The following is a 14,749-nucleotide window of genomic DNA, read 5'->3' on the forward strand; positions in this document are numbered from 1 at the left end:
GTTATCAGCCTCGGATGATGTAGACGGAACACTTGGCAAATTTTGCCACCTTATGGGAAACGCTCCCCAGCAGTTTCCTCTTGATAAAACCCTTTCCCGAGCTGCCGATAACAATGACATCTATCTCTTCAGTTTCCGCGAATTTCAGCAACTCCTCGGCGGGATCGCCGTAAACAACCTTTATTTCCAGCGGAATGCCGGCTTCCCTGGCGTCTTTTTCAATCACATAGAGCACACGTTCCCTTAATTGCACCCACTCATCGGACTCGGTAATGGGAGCCGCCGGGACAAAGTCGGTAAATGTATTCCGGGGGGCATTGGGCAGAACCAACATGGCGTAGATTTTGCTTTTGAACTGGCTGGGGTTTCCGGCTGCCATGCGCACTGCTTCTTCGGCAGCCTTGTCGGAAAGTGGTGAGCCATCTATGGCCACAAGAATTTTTTTTCTGAGATTGAGCATCTGGCTAACACCTCCGCAAATTATAACAGAAGAAAAGATAAAACGATTCCGGTTGCATGAGATTTAATTGATTTAGGCATTAATGCCAACAAGAAAACAACAAATCTTTGTGAAAATTATAATTTTTCTTCCTTGACAAGTATAAAACACTATTCTATATTCTCAAAAATAATAATCGTAGCGAATGTAAATTTTCAAAACAATTGAATATTTTCTCTGGAATGTAAGTATTCATGCTGATGTCGTAGTTGGGGCTTGCCGGACCTGAGCCGGCACAGGCGTATAAATTACCATTGACATCTTTAATAAAAAAGCATATGAAATCCTGTTGAATCTAACAGGAACAGGTGTTACCAATGGCGAAAAAAGAGAAATCGGAATACATCATACAGGCAGTTTCCCACGCACTCGATCTTCTTGAGCAGTTCCATGACGACGTGGATGAATTGGGCGTAACTGAGTTGAGCAAACGGCTTAAGTTGCATAAAAACAATGTCTTTCGGCTTCTTGCCACTCTTGAATCCAGGAATTACATTGAGCAGAACAAAGTTACCGAGAACTATCGACTTGGGTTGAAGACTCTGGAACTGGGGCAGACATTTATCAAGCAGATGGGGCTTCTACGTCAGTCGCGACCGGTTCTCGAGTCCTTGGTGCACGACTGCAATGAAACCACCTACGTGGCAATCCTGAAGGAATTCCATATCATTTACCTGGATGTCGTGGAAACCGATCTTACGGTAAGGGTTGTGCCTCGTGTCGGTGCAAGATTGCCTGCCTACTGCACTGCCGCCGGCAAAGTACAGATTGCCTACATGACCGACGAGGAGCTTGCCAACTTCCTGCCCAAGGAAATGAAACGTTTCACTTCCAATACCATAATCGACAGGGAAGAATTGAAAAAGCATCTGGCGCTGGTGGCCACGCAAGGATATGCCATCGATAACGAAGAGCTGGATGTGGGGGTAAAGTGCGTTGGAGCGCCTATTCGTGACTATACTCGCCGCATTATAGGTGCAGTGAGCATTTCAGGGCCATCAATGCGCTTTACCGATGAGCGGCTGGAAAAAGAGCTTATTCCCATGGTCATACAAGCCTCCGAAGAGATATCTTCAAAGCTTGGCTACCATAAATAAAAAGAACCTTTTTACACAATAAAAAAGGCCCACATCTGCAGGTAACCTATAATCGGCTCAGATGTGGGCTTTTTGATTTTAATTATTTGCTATTGCTGCTTTTGCAGAACTTCCCTTTCCCACAGCTCCCTCACCAGGGTTGCCAGTTCCTTCTTGCTTCCCCGGTTGTCGATCACCACTGATCCATGAAGCTTCTTAACTTCCATTGGCATCTGGGCGGCTATTTTCTGCTGAGCCTCCTCCATGGTCACTTGGTCCCGTGCCATCACCCGTTTTAGCTGCGTTTCCCTGTCAACGTAAACTACCCATATTTCGTCGACTCTTGAGGTGGCTCCCGCTTCTATGAGCAGGGGTGCCATATAAATGACAATCCGGGCGCCTGTTTGCTTCAATTGCAGCAATTCTTCTTCTGCCCGCCTGCGTATGGCGGGATGGGTAATGGCTTCCAGTCTAAGCCTGGCGGCAGGATCAGCAAAGATAACTTTGCCCAGGGCAGTGCGGTTGATGGTAAGGTCGCTGTTGAGGATGCTTGTGCCGAACTCGGATACAATGGCATTATAGGCGGATTCCCCAGGGATCATAACCTGGCGCGATAGCTGGTCCGCATCAATGACCGGGATTCCCATATCTTTGAGTAGTTCGGCCACTGTGCTCTTTCCCGAGGCTATTCCCCCCGTAAGCCCGATTATACGCACTGACTTCTCCCGATATACCCGATATATTGCAGTTTTCCCTGGGGGCTGAATTCAGTAGACAATGCCGTCTTCACCTCTGCTGAAAGTTTTTGACTGCAGATCGTCCTCAATCGTCAGCATTTTGTCGCCGACCATGATCTGCACGCCGAAGTAGACACTGCTATCTACCTCAACTTTGGCGTTATTGACCAGTTCAAGTCGTTTCTGCAGCCTTTTTTTCTGCCTGTTCAACTCGGCGATCTCGGACTGCAGCAGGCTGTGTACCTTCTCCTTGAGCGCTGCCATGCCCGGATCTACTTTATTCGCATTCTCACGAATATAGGTCAGTGTCTTATCAATCTCTTCCTGGCGCTTTTCCTTGTCCGCCAGTTGCTGTTTTACTGCTGAAAGCTTTTCGTTAATGGCTGGGTCCACACCCACTTCAATCCTGGTGGGAACGTTGGCGGGGGACCCGGCGATGATGGCATGGACAAGGGTGGCTGCCCGGCAGACGCCCCCTATGATATGTCCCTTCCGCATTCCTTTTTCACCAACAGTTATTGAATTTCCGGCGGTGATGTCGCTTTTCATGGCAACCTCGCGAATCATAACGTCCTGGCCGGCATGAATTAAGGCATGTTCCGCAAATTGAGCTGAAATCGAGCCCTGAGCACGGACGTGAGCGATGTCCGTATTCAGTTCCCCCCTGTCATTTCTTACCTCTTTCTGGCCTATTATGCCCCCTTTTATCTCGATGTTTCCTCCAGCCTCGACCTTTGCCGACTCTACCACGCCACCGATGATGATATCCCCTGTGGCGGTCACTTCCATGCCGGCTTTTACGTCACCGGAAATATCGATGGCGCCGGTAAAATGCAGGTTGCCCGAGGACAGGTCTACTGTTTTGACCTTGAGCACAGGTTCGACGATGATACCACGATCTATCAGGACCGGCAGCCCTGAAATGGCAGCCAGGAGGAGATCGCTGTCATCGGGGGCAGGCGCCGTGCCGCTGAGGTTTGGCGCAAAGGCTATGTCGATGCCGTCGCTAGCGGGCAGTAGTGCCCCCTGAAGATTCTCACCGGGAACTCCTTTGGTCGGTGAAGTCCGCCGCAGCAACGGATCCCCGGGTTTGACACTTATGATGCCTCCAATATTGCGGTAATCCACATTGCCCTCTTCGTCCGCCAATGGACACCGCTCCCTCATCTCAGGAATGAGGCTGATAAACTGTGAATCCTCTCCCGGTTGTGGTGGACGGCCTGCCGCAACCATTCTCTTGATAACTTCACCCTCGTGAACGGCTTTTTCTATCTCGTCATGGAGGATGCCGGTGATCACTCCCGCTCCAGTGAGGGCCTGGACAACCTCATCCGAAGTGACCGACGTGCCCCCTTCGCCCGGTACAATGGTGACATAAGCCGACATCATATCCGGGTCAACAATCACTGTCATTGCACCGCCCCGGGCTTTTTCTAGCGATCCTGCTGTTTCTTTTTCATCCGTCATCGCAGCTGCCCCTGTTCCAGTCGGTTTTTCTTTATTATATATGAGAAATATCGGCACGGAGTGGCATTTTCTTAAATCTTTGCAGTCAATCAGAGCACAGATTTTCCCTCGGTTAAGAGTACTTTACGTGTGCCATTTGGCAGAATTGCTGTCAGGGTTGGTTTATAAAAGACGTAATCCTCATGGAACGGGGTACTTACGGTGCCGCCGAAACCGGAATTGTCACCAAGGGCGATGTGGATGGTGCCCAGTATTTTCTCTGCTTCCAAAATGTTATCCGGTCGTTTGGCCCTGTCATTGGTGCCGATTCCCAGTTCGGCAATGTTGCGATTATTGACGCTTTCGGCGAATTTCTTCTCCAGTTGTTTCCGGTGCGCATCTTCGCCTTCAATATCCACCACCTTCCCCCCTTTTACTGTCAGGACAAGTGGAGTGTCAAGTTTACGCGTCGGAGCATATTCAAGAACCATCTGCCCCTCCGACATGCCTTCCACCGGTGCCAGGTAAACCTCCCCGGCCGGCAGGTTGCCGAAACTTCCCGGAGTCGTCAAAAGTCCGTCGTCTCCCTCAGCCGTACGTCCTTCTTTTCCCATCAGCATTCTGGTGCCGTTCGGTGTCGTAACCTCAAGGGTTGAAGCGAGATTGACTGCTGCGGCAAGTCGCCTGGTCCTCTCGGCGAGTGCAGGCCAATCAACCTGCATTGATGTAAGGAACATCTCTGGGTCGAAATGGGGGAGGCTGGCAAATCTGGCGCCAGCAGCAGTGGCTAACGAACGGAAACGGGTGTGACTGGTTGAATTGTTGGCCAGGGCGATGATTATTTCTGTGACGGCATCTTTTCCGGCGATAACGGTCTGTTTTGCCAGGTCCAGATCTTCAACTGAGGCTGTCTTGGATAAAAGTCTCTGCAGTATGCCTGCTACGGCTAACCTGTTGACGGTGTTGTCCCCCAGTGCCGCTCGCCAGACTTCTTGTGGTGGCTCGGCCCCAGAGGCCGCAGTTGCCGGAAAGGAGATGAAGGTTGTGTTGCCGTAGGTTTTCTTTGCGAAGGCAGCAGCTGCGGCAGCCGTTTCAAGAAGACGCTTGCGGCGGTCTGCATCGTCTGCGGAGGGCTGTTCTTCGGGCCTGATCATGTCGCTGAAGACAAGGATTCTTTCACCTGCTTTGATGCCCATATTTATGGTGAAAAGCGATGCGAAGGCTGCAGTATACATGACCGGTTCTCCCTTACAGCTTTATTTGTGCAAAAAAGTGCTGCTGTTAACTATATAACAGAGCCTCTTTCGGCTGGCAACCATTTGCAGAACCCGCCTAAAGCAGTGATTTTTCCCTTGATTACCCAGCCTTGTTGTGCTAATTATTTGCATACTGTATACAATGATTGGTTGTATATTTATTTAGTAAATACAGGTAGATAAACGCTTTACCAGGTATAATTTAACGGGTTTTTGTGGAGGCTGATGTGGCACAGGTGGTTTTTTCCAGCTGGGGTAGAAATATTATTGATAATCGCAGCGGAGGCGAGGCTAAGGATGCCCAGTTCCGGTTGCCGGTCACCTATGACGGGGAGCGTCCGCTGGCTGCATTCATGGGCTGGGATGGTCTCATCGTCTTCGACAGGAGTGTGGATGTACCAGCCATGGCAGCGGAATATATGCGGCGCGTACAGACCCTTTACTGTTGCGGTAAGTGCACCCCCGGCAAAAAGGGTACAAAAGTGCTTATGGACACCCTGGCTGCCATTCTCGGCGGAAATGCAACCGAGGCGGACCTGGACACCATAGAAGATCTGACGAAGCTCCTGGAAAACTGCAAGTGTACGCTTTGCCAGAGTTCCACAGTGCCGGTCCTGGACGCGGTAAAAAACTTCCGCAATGATTTCCTTGCCTATATCAATGGCGGCAAGAAAACTTCCGGAGATTTCCGTTATATCGAGAAGTATACGGCCCCCTGTCAGGATAAGTGTCCTGCCCACATCGACATACCTGCCTATATCGAAGCGATCAAGGAATATTATTACGATCATTCCCTTGGCACTATCCGTGACAGCATGCCGCTCCCCTCGGTCTGTGGCCGTGTCTGCCCACATCCCTGCGAGACAGCATGCCGGCGTAAGAACGTGGATGAACCGATCAGCATCATGGTGCTGAAGAGAACGGCCTCCGATTACGAGTGGAAGCACAAGTTCGAGCCTCCCATGCAGCCAAAACCTCGCAAGGGGAAAACCATCGCCGTCGTCGGCGCAGGCCCTGCCGGCCTGGCCGCAGCATATTATCTGGCACTTGAAGGTTATCCCGTAACCATTTATGAAGCGCTTCCCGAAGGTTTCGGCGGCGGGATGGTTGCCGTCGGCATCCCTCCGTATCGGCAGCCGCGCCATCTGTTGCAGCGGGACATCGACATCATCTCCTCCATGGGAGTCGAGATGATATACAATACCCGCATCGGTAAGGATATTTCCCTTGAGGACCTGAAGAAGAAATACGATGCCGTCTTCCTGGCTCCCGGCGCCCATCGCTCCAAGCCGATGGGAGTGGAAGGCGAAGACAAAGGATACAAGGGCTTCCTTAAAGGCGGAATCGATTTTCTCCGCGAGGCATACATGGGTAAGCCTACCGGTATGGGGAAAAAGGTGGTTGTTGTCGGCGGCGGTAACACTGCCATTGACTGCGTTCGCGTCGCCCTTCGCGAAGGCGCCGAAGTATCGACACTCCTCTATCGTCGTTCCCGTAAAGAAATGCCTGCCGACGTTTGGGAGGTGGACGGTGCCGACGAAGAAGGGGTCAAATTCGAATTTCAGGTTCTTCCTACCAGGATTATCGTTGACGGTAATGACCAGATAACCGGTGTCGAATGCGTACGTATGGCCCTTGGCGAGCCGGACGCCTCCGGACGCCGCCGTCCTGAACCCATGGCCGGCAGTGAGTTTGTCGTCGAATGCGACACGGTCATCCCGGCCATCGGCCAGGATCCCGATCTCAGCTTCATCCCGGCAGACATGGGGATCGACATTACCAAGTGGAATACCATCATTACCAAGTATGTCCCTTACAAAGATGCGGCCGGCAAGGATCTGAAAGACGGCATGGGCAACTACCAGTCAAGGACCCTGATCACCGATTGTAACGGAGTCTTTGCCGGTGGTGATGCTGAAATCGGACCGCTTACTGTCGTCGCCTGCATCGGCAGCGGCCATCGTGCGGCCAAGGTGATGCAGCGCTGGCTGGAGGAAGGAAAGGCGTACCTGACCGATGACGAGTACATGGAAGACATTCTCAACTACATGGGCGTCTACGACAAAAATGAAAATGTTTCCTGTCTTGATTCTGCGGCCAGGGCTCACCAGGGTGAGGTTCACGGCAAGGAGCGCGCCAGCTACAAGAACTACTGCGAGGTGGAGCTAGGCTTCACCGACAGCCAAGCGGTGAAGGAGGCGCAGAGGTGTTTGCGCTGCTACCGCGTCGCCATGGTTGCGGTATAGGGGAAGGTCACTTTTCCGCCCTGGCTGTGTAAGTCTTCGCGATTGCTTGTGCGGCGTACCTTCCGGTACGCCTCCGCGCACTCCCTTGACAGCCTTGCCAGAACGAAAAATTGTCCTTCCCGGTAAAGTATTAGCTATAAACAAAGACCTGAAAAAAATCTGAGGTAAAGATAACATGGTTAACCTGATAATCGACGGCAAGAATGTAACGGTGGCCAAGGGGGCAACGATCCTTGAAGCTGCGGCGACAGTGGGCATCAAGATCCCGACCCTCTGCTGGCTGCAGAAGGTTTCTCCTACCGGCGCCTGCCGCGTCTGCGCGGTTGAGGTCGAAGGGGTCGAGCGGACCATGACGGCCTGCAACACGCCCGTCAAGGAAGGCATAAACGTTACCACCCAGTCCGAGAGGCTTTCTGCCATCCGCCGTAAGGTCATGGAGCTGATGCTGGTTAATCATCCGCTGGATTGCCCCGTCTGCGATGCCGGAGGGGAATGTGACCTTCAGGATGCCTGCTACGGACTGGATGTGGCGAAGCAGGAATACTCCGCCCTTCTGGAAAGACGCAAGATCCGTTACGACTGGCCGTTGATCGAAAGCGATCCCAATCGTTGCATTCTCTGTGAGAAATGCGTCAAGGTCGATCATGAGATTGTCGGCTGTGATGCCATTGCCGTTGTCAATCGCGGTGAAGCGACCATTATCGATACCGTGGATGGCAAGCCGCTCAACTGTGAATTCTGTGGTAACTGCGTTGCCGCCTGTCCTACCGGAACTCTCATCAGCAAGCCATTCAAATTCAGAGGCCGCCCCTGGTCATTCAACGTGACCAAGAGCGTCTGTGCCTTCTGCAGCAATGGTTGCCAGATCGAATACCACTCCAGGAACGGTCGTGTTGCCCGCGTTACCAGCGACGACAGCACCTTTAACAATGGAAATCTCTGCATCAACGGCCGTTTCGGTTACAGCTACCTCAATTCCGCCGATCGTTTGACCGTCCCACTGGTGGCAGAGGGAGGAAGACAGATCGCTGCCGACTGGAACCGAGCCATGGCTTTTGCTGCCGAGAAGCTGCAGGCGATAATCAAGACTTCGGGCGCCGATGCGGTAGCAGGCATCGCTTCGCCCCGTGTAACCAATGAAGAAAACTTCCTTTTCCAGAAATTCATACGCACTGCAGTCGGTACCAGCAATATCGATTCCGAGGCGAGGTTCGGCTATGCTGCGGCGCAGAGCGTGCTCAGGGAAAAACTGGGGCTGACGGGCGCCAGCGCAACCATCGACAAGATAGATAATGCCGGCGCAGTTCTGGTCTTCGGGAGTGACCTCAATGCTGAGGCAACCGGTGCCGAGTACCGGGTCATCAAGGCTGCTTTTAAAAACGACGCCAAACTGGTGGTCGCCAACATGCGCCGGGTGAAGCTAAGGAAATATGCGAACAGCATGCTGCAGTATCGGCCCGACAGCGAGCTGGCGCTGATCAACGGCCTGATGAAGGCTATCATCGATGGCGGTCTTGAAGATAAAGGATTCGTCCAGGGAAAGGTGGCCAATTTTGAGGCACTGAAATCTTCTCTTGCCTCCCTGTCTTTGTCCGAGCTGGCAGCAGCGGCCGGTGTCGGCGAGGGTGAACTGCGTGAGGCCGCTGCCCTCATCTGCGGCAAGAAAAGTGTCGCCATTCTTTTCGGTGCAGACCTCATGCGCAGCAAAGGTGCTGCAGAAAAGGTCGCAGCCCTTGCCGACCTGGCGCTGCTCGTCGGTTGTATCGGCAAGGAGACCGGAGGTTTATTTCCTGTCGATGCCAAGAATAATACCCAGGGAATGCTGGATGTGGGTGCAGCTCCGACCCATTTGCCCGGCTATCAGCCACCCACTGCCAAAGGCAAAGATTTCTGGCAGATTTTGGATGGTATCGAACAGGGCATTATTAAAGCCCTTTACGTGATAGGTAGCGACCTGACCACCTATCCCGACAATAACCGCATCAAAAAAGCACTGGCCAAGCTGGAGCTTCTCATAGTTCAGGATGTTCTTGCCAGCGAAACCTCAGCGATGGCCCATGTGGTCTTCCCTGCTTCAGCTGCTGCCGAGAAAAGCGGTTCCTTTACCACGACCGACAACAGGCTGCAGCTTCTTGGCAAGGCTGTCGATGCAACTGGCGATGCCCGGGAAGATTGGGATATCATCGGTGAGCTTTACAACCGTCTCACCCATGCAGGTCACGCGCACCTCCCGGCGGAGCTGTTGGAGGAATTCAAAAGCCTTACGCCCCTTTATGCCAAGGAAGTACCAGCCATTGAGGGTCGCGGCATCGCCATCAACACCAAGGCATTCGAGCTGAAGCAGAATCTGGCATTTTCCGGGGCTGTTTCGTATAAATCTGCCGCTCAGTCCCAGTTCAATCTGCTGGTCGGTCCCATCGGCTACCATAACGGCACCACCACCACCCGGTCAGAGAATAACCTCAGTGTTTCAGCTGAAGGATACATCGAAATATTTGCCGGCGACGCAGCCAAGGTTGGCGTTGCTGACGGGGCAGCCCTTAAAATAAGCTCCCCAGCCGGTACCATCACAGGCAAGGCCAAGGTAAGCGACAAACTGCAGGCCGGGTTGCTTTTTGCTCCGTCCCACTTCCGCGACCTCAATGCCAACTCTCTTCTCCAGGGCAGTGTAAATATCGTCGGCGTAACGGTGGAAAAGGCTTAAGAGAGCAACTTAAAAACAAACTCAAAGCCCCTGTGCACTTTTGCCAGGGGCTTTTTCTATACTGATAAAGGCTTTTTATGGGTAGCAGATCGAAAAGAGCTGAGCGTTGCCAAAACTGTAGAATGCATCTGCATCTGTGCATTTGCGACCTTATTCCGATCTACGACCTGGCGACCCGACTTGTCCTCGTCATGCATCACAGGGAATTTACCAAAACAACGGCAACCGGTCCCCTTGCGCTTAGAGTGCTAAAGAACAGTGAACTGCGCATTCATGGCCACCTGGAACAGCCCCTTGACTGCAGTGACCTGATCCATCCTGAGCGGCGAACCCTGCTCCTCTATCCGGGGGAAGAAGTCCCGGTTCTTGACCAAAAACTGCTGGATAAGGATCCTCGTCCGATAACACTGGTGGTGCCGGACGGCAACTGGCGGCAGGCCTCTCGCATGGGTCGCAGGCTGCCGGGGCTGGAAAATGTCGAGATGGTCCGACTTCCTGCGGGGCCACCGAGCGAGTGGGGAATCCGCCGTGAACATCACGAGGACGGGCTGGCCACCTTTGAAGCGATCGCCAGGGCCATGGGTATAATCGAAGGTCCGGTCGTGCAGAAGGGGATGGAGGAACTTTTCCGCCAGATGGTGCATCGCACGCTGGTTGCTAAGGGGGCTACGCCGGGTATTAACCTGCCGGGCGAGGGGAGGGGAATCGATGAAGTTTACCATCAGTGATCAGATCAGCAGGGTGCATTTTCCCCCGATTTCCGAAGTAAAGGGGTGGCTGGCGGCAGCTCGACCTGACCTGCCGCTCATCGATCTTTGTCAGGCTGTTCCCGATTATCCGCCGGCCACTGCTCTTACCGAATATCTGGCTGGCTTGATCAGCGATCCTCTCATTGCCAGGTATTCTCCGGACGAGGGACTCCCTGAGGTGCGGGAGGCGATCTGCGCCCGCTATGGCCGTACCTATGGGGCCAACCTTGATCCGGCGCAGCTGTGCCTGACCATCGGCGCCAGTCAGGCCTTCTGGCTTGCCATGGTTACCCTGTGCCGGGAAGGGGACGAGGTGATCCTTCCTCTTCCCGCTTACTTCGATCATCCCATGGCCCTGGAGATTCTTGGTATCTGCCCTGTCTATGTTCCCTTTGATGAGGCTGCAGGGGGGCTGCCTTCAGTTTCCTGCATGGAATCCCTGATTACATCACGCACCAGGGCCATTCTCCTTGTGACGCCCAGTAATCCCACTGGTGTCGTGACCCCGCCGGAAATCATCCACCAACTTCATGCATTAGCTGCCAGACATGGCATTGCTCTGGTCCTTGATGAAACCTATTGCGATTTCATTGCCGGTGGAGCCCGGCCCCACGACCTTTTTACCATGAGTGGCTGGGGGGACAACTTCGTCCATATTGCCTCCTTCGGCAAAACCTATGCCCTTACCGGTTACCGGGCCGGCATGCTGGCAGCCTCTGCACAGTTCATCCACCATGCATTGAAGGCACAGGATACCATGGCTGTCTGTCAGCCAAGGATCACCCAGCATGCGGTTGGCTTCGGTGCGGAGAATCTGGATGGATGGGTAAGGCAGAATAGGGTGATGATGGAAGAGCGGCATGACTGCTTCTGCCATGAATTTACCAAGCCTGGCAATGCCTTTGAGCTCGTCGCCAGCGGTACTTTTTTCGGCTGGGTGCGGCACCCCTTTGCCGGCAGGACCGGCAGGGAAGTGGCAAAAAAGCTGGTTGAAGAGGCAGGACTACTGACTCTGCCCGGGGAAGTCTTTGGTCCGGGCCTGACCGATTATCTGCGGCTGGCTTTCGGCAACATTCGAAAGGACTTTATTGCCGAAGCGGTGCAGAGATTCCGTGATTTTCAACCCGCCCAATGGTGAAATAGAAGGTAGCGCCTTGGTCAACGGCAGCCTCAGCCCAGACCCTGCCTCCATGATGACGAATAATGCGCTTGACCGTTGTGAGGCCGATGCCGTTCCCTTCAAATTCATCTATACGATGCAACCTCTGGAACGGCTCGAACAGCTTGTCCGCATGCTCCATGTCGAATCCTGCTCCGTTGTCGGAAACAAAATAAACCTTTCCCCCGGCAAGGTCTTTTGCTCCGAACCTGATGACAGTCTTGTCCTTCCTGGCAGTGTACTTCCAGGCATTCCCAAGCAGATTTTCCAGGACGGCACGTAGCAGTACCTTGTCCGCCATTGTTGTTAATCCGGCAGTTATCTCTAATTGAAGATTGTCCCGTGGCGATGTTTCACTCAAATCCCGCATAATGTCCAGGGCTATCTGGCTCAGGTCCACCTGGGATACTGACAATTCAGTCAGATTCATTCTCGAAAAATTGAGCAGAGCCTCGATCTTTCCTTTCATTCTGTCAGAGGCGGCGATGATTCTCTCCATATACTGACAGGCCTGATCACTGAGACTATCGCCGCAATCCTCCAGCAAGGCGTTGCTGAAGCCGATGATACTGGTCAGTGGTGAACGCAGGTCATGGGAAACGGCAAAACTGAAAGATTCCAGTTCCTGATTTGCAGTTTCCAACCGTCTGGTGCGTTCCCTCACTCGCCTTTCCAGTTCCACCCGCAAGTTCTGAACCTTTTTTTCCGCTTCCTGCCGATCATGAATCTCTTTGTTGAGTCGCTGATTCAACTGACATAGTTCAGTGCTTTTTATCGAGACCAGATTCTCCAACTGCTCCTGACGGTCGATCACCTTCTGTCTTCTCATATCCCGAACATTTCCCTGCACTGGGCACCTCCCCCTGCCATTTTCATTGGCGGTGTCTGTTTCCATTTTTGCAGCAGAGCAGTACCTGGCTTTCGGGCCAAATTGGCATGGGCCGGCAGCTTCTCCGGGAAAGATGGTTGACTGAGCAGCGATACGGAAGAACGACAGGTATCCGGCAACTATCACCGGTATAATGGATAGTGAGGTGATTGCGAATCCAAAGGTCCGATAGACAGGTATGAAAACAATGACAAAAAAGAGGAGTGCTGTCACAACAAACAAATTTTTTGGCTGCATGGGGTAAACGAGTTCTCTCATGGATTGCCTGTCTCAACATCATTAGTGCTGCAATTGGGGGCACGATAAGGTTTAGATAAGCTGTCAATAATTAATTCGCAATAATTCTAGCATGGAAAAACCTTATGGCAATCGAAAATTTGAATAGGCTGAATATTTAGCTGAGCCCTGATACCTCAATTTCAAGAGATAAACGTTTTTTCCCAGGGGCTGCGTTGACAAAAGGAAACTGTATTCTAGAGTTGTTAATAAATTATTGTTAATATTTTAATTCGTCATAAGGGGGCGCGATGTGAAGAAAATCAACTTTGTAATTTGCCTGGTTTCCCTGGTCACCCTTTCTCTGCTTTCTCCGGCGATGGCCGAAGGAATTCGTCCCGGCTCCTTCACACTTTCCGGGATTATCGGTGGATACACATTCGACGGCAGGCAGCATATTGAAACCAGGCCCGTCTATGGGGTGCGTGGCGGCTACAACTTCACCAAACACTGGGGCGTCGAGGGATTGTTCGACTATGCCAGGACAGAATCGACCCGGGCCGATCAGGATATCAACTTCTACCGTTATGGGGGAGAGGTGCTCTTGCATGTATTCCCGGACAACAAGCTGGTACCGTACCTTGCGGCAGGCTATGTGGGGCTGACCAGGGATCCGGAAGGCCAGCACACAGTCAGCAAGGGAGCCTTTGACTACGGCATCGGCGCCAAATATTTTCTTACCGATGACCTTGCCCTGCGCGCCGATTTCCGCAATATGGTATTTCGCGAAGGGGCCAATGTCCAGCGTCCGGGGGAATACCACGATGAAGGCACCGGCTTTAATTATGAGTACACGATAGGTCTTGCCTGGCAGTTTGGCGGCAAAGGGCCCGAGCCTGCGGTGATGGCCGCGCCGGAACCTCCATTACTGCAGGTAGTTCCCACTCCCCCTGTTCAGGAGGAAGCTCCGCCTGCTCCGGTTCCGGCAGCCGAACCGACCCCCGGCCGTTACAAATATTGCATTTCATTGAATCTTCAATTTGACATAGACAAGGCGTTGATTCGGGCAGAAGACCACCGGGAAATTGCACGGGTGGGGGAGTTCATGCAAAGGTACCCGGATACGACCGCCGTGATAGAAGGGCACACCGATAACGTGGGCACGGATGAACATAATCTGGACCTCTCACGGAGAAGGGCTGAGAGTGTGACCAACTATCTGGTGGACAAATTCGGCATAGATCGCTCCCGCCTGTCGTCAACCGGCTACGGATTCAAACATCCTGTTGCCGACAATGGCACCGAAGCAGGCAAGCAGAAGAACCGTCGTATTGATGCCATCATCGACTGTGCTTTCGATGTGACAAAGATTTCGCCACCGGAGCGCCTGTGCATGTCGCTGCTGATGGAATTCGAAACCGGCAGGGCAGAAATACAACCACGGTACCATGACGAGATTGCCAAGGTCGCTGAGTACATGAAGCGGTACCCGACCACAACTGCACTCATCGAGGGGCACACCGACAATACCGGTACGGCGGATTTCAATCAGAAACTTTCCCAGGAAAGGGCGGAAAACGTGGTGAACTATCTGGTGGAAAAGTTAGGCATAGAGCGGTCTCGCCTCTCCGCCAAGGGATATGGTGCTTCACGGCGCCTTGCCTATAACACCACTGCCGAGGGGCGAAAGAAAAATCGAAGGATAAATGCGATCTTCGACTGCGTAGTGGAAAAGTGACCACCGTTACCCCTCTCCCTTTCCGGGAGGGGGG

The 14,749-nt window shown here is 52.8% G+C and carries 11 protein-coding genes; 6 read left to right on the forward strand and 5 right to left on the reverse strand.

The window, feature by feature from the left end; translation table 11 throughout:
* Positions 1 to 4: 4 nt before the first annotated feature.
* Positions 5 to 460, reverse strand: coding sequence for a universal stress protein (locus GEOB_RS07960; RefSeq protein ID WP_012646689.1), 456 nt, complete (start codon positions 458 to 460; stop codon positions 5 to 7).
* A 356-nt stretch (positions 461 to 816) separates the two neighbouring features.
* Here GEOB_RS07960 and GEOB_RS07965 point away from each other — a divergent pair, with 356 nt between their 5' ends.
* Positions 817 to 1,596: an IclR family transcriptional regulator gene (locus GEOB_RS07965; protein WP_012646690.1), complete on the forward strand. Its 780-nt coding sequence runs from the start codon at positions 817 to 819 to the stop codon at positions 1,594 to 1,596.
* 89 nt (positions 1,597 to 1,685) lie between these two features.
* Here GEOB_RS07965 and coaE read toward each other — a convergent pair whose 3' ends face one another.
* From coaE to GEOB_RS07980, 3 genes are all read right to left on the reverse strand, one after another.
* The gene (gene coaE / locus GEOB_RS07970) at positions 1,686 to 2,291 is read right to left on the reverse strand and encodes a dephospho-CoA kinase (protein WP_012646691.1); all 606 of its coding nucleotides are present in this window, start codon (positions 2,289 to 2,291) and stop codon (positions 1,686 to 1,688) included.
* 51 nt (positions 2,292 to 2,342) lie between these two features.
* Positions 2,343 to 3,725: a DUF342 domain-containing protein gene (locus tag GEOB_RS07975; protein WP_012646692.1), complete on the reverse strand. Its 1,383-nt coding sequence runs from the start codon at positions 3,723 to 3,725 to the stop codon at positions 2,343 to 2,345.
* Positions 3,726 to 3,868: 143 nt separating this feature from the next.
* The gene (locus tag GEOB_RS07980; protein WP_012646693.1) at positions 3,869 to 4,993 is read right to left on the reverse strand and encodes an aminopeptidase; all 1,125 of its coding nucleotides are present in this window, start codon (positions 4,991 to 4,993) and stop codon (positions 3,869 to 3,871) included.
* Between the two features lie 248 nt (positions 4,994 to 5,241).
* Between GEOB_RS07980 and GEOB_RS07985 the strand changes: the two genes are divergently transcribed.
* From GEOB_RS07985 to GEOB_RS08000, 4 genes are all read left to right on the forward strand, one after another.
* On the forward strand, positions 5,242 to 7,260 hold the full coding sequence (locus GEOB_RS07985) for a dihydropyrimidine dehydrogenase subunit A (RefSeq protein WP_012646694.1): 2,019 nt from the start codon (positions 5,242 to 5,244) through the stop codon (positions 7,258 to 7,260).
* A 175-nt stretch (positions 7,261 to 7,435) separates the two neighbouring features.
* Entirely contained in the window at positions 7,436 to 9,964 is a 2,529-nt protein-coding gene (locus tag GEOB_RS07990) for a molybdopterin-dependent oxidoreductase (protein ID WP_012646695.1), read from the forward strand.
* 77 nt (positions 9,965 to 10,041) lie between these two features.
* Positions 10,042 to 10,692: a tRNA-uridine aminocarboxypropyltransferase gene (locus GEOB_RS07995; RefSeq protein WP_012646696.1), complete on the forward strand. Its 651-nt coding sequence runs from the start codon at positions 10,042 to 10,044 to the stop codon at positions 10,690 to 10,692.
* On the forward strand, positions 10,673 to 11,851 hold the full coding sequence (locus GEOB_RS08000; RefSeq protein ID WP_012646697.1) for an aminotransferase: 1,179 nt from the start codon (positions 10,673 to 10,675) through the stop codon (positions 11,849 to 11,851). Before GEOB_RS07995 ends, GEOB_RS08000 begins: the two co-directional genes overlap by 20 nt.
* Here GEOB_RS08000 and GEOB_RS08005 read toward each other — a convergent pair.
* Positions 11,799 to 12,722 (reverse strand): sensor histidine kinase, encoded by a 924-nt coding sequence (locus tag GEOB_RS08005; RefSeq protein ID WP_195892566.1) that lies wholly within the window; start codon positions 12,720 to 12,722, stop codon positions 11,799 to 11,801. The two genes, GEOB_RS08000 and GEOB_RS08005, sit on opposite strands and share 53 nt — an antisense overlap.
* A gap of 568 nt (positions 12,723 to 13,290) precedes the next feature.
* Here GEOB_RS08005 and GEOB_RS08010 point away from each other — a divergent pair.
* Positions 13,291 to 14,715, forward strand: coding sequence for an OmpA family protein (locus GEOB_RS08010; RefSeq protein ID WP_012646699.1), 1,425 nt, complete (start codon positions 13,291 to 13,293; stop codon positions 14,713 to 14,715).
* Positions 14,716 to 14,749: the final 34 nt, after the last annotated feature.

The sequence above is a fragment of the Geotalea daltonii FRC-32 genome (assembly GCF_000022265.1).
Taxonomy (GTDB): Bacteria; Desulfobacterota; Desulfuromonadia; order Geobacterales; family Geobacteraceae; genus Geotalea; species Geotalea daltonii.